This is a genomic window from Desulfurella multipotens (assembly GCF_900101285.1).
In the GTDB taxonomy this organism is placed as follows: Bacteria; Campylobacterota_A; Desulfurellia; order Desulfurellales; family Desulfurellaceae; genus Desulfurella; species Desulfurella acetivorans.
This window is the reverse complement of record NZ_FMYU01000028.1, coordinates 1-1545: the sequence shown is the minus strand read 5'-3', so window position 1 is coordinate 1545 and position 1545 is coordinate 1. Positions and strand designations below refer to the sequence as shown.

The following is a 1545-nucleotide window of genomic DNA, read 5'->3' as shown; positions in this document are numbered from 1 at the left end:
GCCTACAACGCCTACTTTATTAATCATTTTATCCTCCTTAAACATTTTCAAATATCGCTGCTACTGCTTCACCACCACCTATGCAAAGTGTGGCAAGTCCGTATTTGGCATTTTGTCTTTTCATTTGCTTTACAAGCGTAGCAACGAGTCTGCCACCACTTGCACCAATTGGGTGACCTATAGAAACTGCGCCACCATTTACATTTACTTTGTTTATGTCAAGACCAAGCTGTTTTATAGCAACTAAAACTACTACAGCAAATGCCTCATTAATCTCAAATAAGTCTATATCTTTGAGCGATAACCCTGCTCTTTTTACTACCTTTTCTATTGCGCCCACTGGAGCTTCAGGAAACTGCTGTGGGGGTAGTGAGTTTGTAGAGTATGCGACAAGTTTAGCAAGTGGTTTTAGATTATATTTTTTTAGTGCATCTTGGCTAGCAAGGATACATAAAGCTGCACCGTCTGATATTGTAGACGAATTAGCTGCAGTAACTGTGCCATCTTTTACAAACGCACCCTTAAGTGTAGGAATTTTATCGAATACTACTTTGTATGGATCTTCATCTTTATCAATAACTTTGTCGCCTTTTTTATCCTTTATCACAAACGGAACTATCTCGTCTTTAAATACGCTATCTTGTGCCTTTTGGGCAAGCTCATAAGACCTGACAGCATAATCATCTTGCTCTTTTCTGCTTATTGAGTGTTTTTTTGCTATATTTTCTGCAATGGTACCCATATGAATATTATCGTAGGGATCCCACAAGCCATCAAAAATCATACCATCTATTAGATCTCCATTTCCCATGCGGTAACCATACCTTGCGTTTTTTAGGTAGTATGGAGCTTTTGACATATTTTCTGCACCGCCAGCAATCACAATATCACTATCACCAAGCATAATAGATCCAGCACCAAGCATAATAGCCTTTAAACCAGAACCACATACTTTATTGATTGTCATTGCATGTACTTTATATGGAAGACCTGCATAAATCATAGCCTGCCTTGCCGGAGCCTGGCCAACCCCACCGCTTAAAACCTCGCCCATGATAATTTCATCAACATCATCGCCAGAAATATTTGTGCGTTTGAGCAACTCTTTAATTACCTCGCTCGCAAGCAGTGGTGCTTCAACACCTGATAAATTTCCACCAAATGATCCAAATGGCGTTCTTAGGGCTTCAATTACATACACCTCTCTCATAAAAAACCTCCTAATTTATTGATTTAACTTTATCATAACTTGAAAGTCATACGAAATTACATTACTTAAAAAAAGATAAATAAATTTTAATTTGATTTGAGCTATTAATTTTATTTTTTGTTTACTTTCAATTATTTTTAAGAATTTATACATAACACCTCCCCTTTACGTTAGTTTTACATATAAACTAACACAAAGGGGAGATAAAGTCAAGTATAATTTAATAAAAACTTATTTAGTTAATTTACTTGTTAATACAGGCACAAACTCTAATAGGTCAGCTACTACAAATACATCTGCTACTTCGGCAATAGGTGCGTCTTTATCTTTGTTTA

Annotated in this window: 1 protein-coding gene and 1 pseudogene; both read right to left on the bottom strand. The window is 36.4% G+C overall.

Going from position 1 to position 1545, the window contains the following annotated elements; genetic code table 11:
• Nucleotides 1–37: 37 nt before the first annotated feature.
• Nucleotides 38–1210 (bottom strand): thiolase family protein, encoded by a 1173-nt coding sequence (locus BLQ93_RS09350; protein ID WP_092129867.1) that lies wholly within the window; start codon nt 1208–1210, stop codon nt 38–40.
• Nucleotides 1211–1441: 231 nt separating this feature from the next.
• Nucleotides 1442–1545: pseudogene (locus BLQ93_RS09825) on the bottom strand (electron transfer flavoprotein subunit alpha/FixB family protein); the annotation flags it as partial.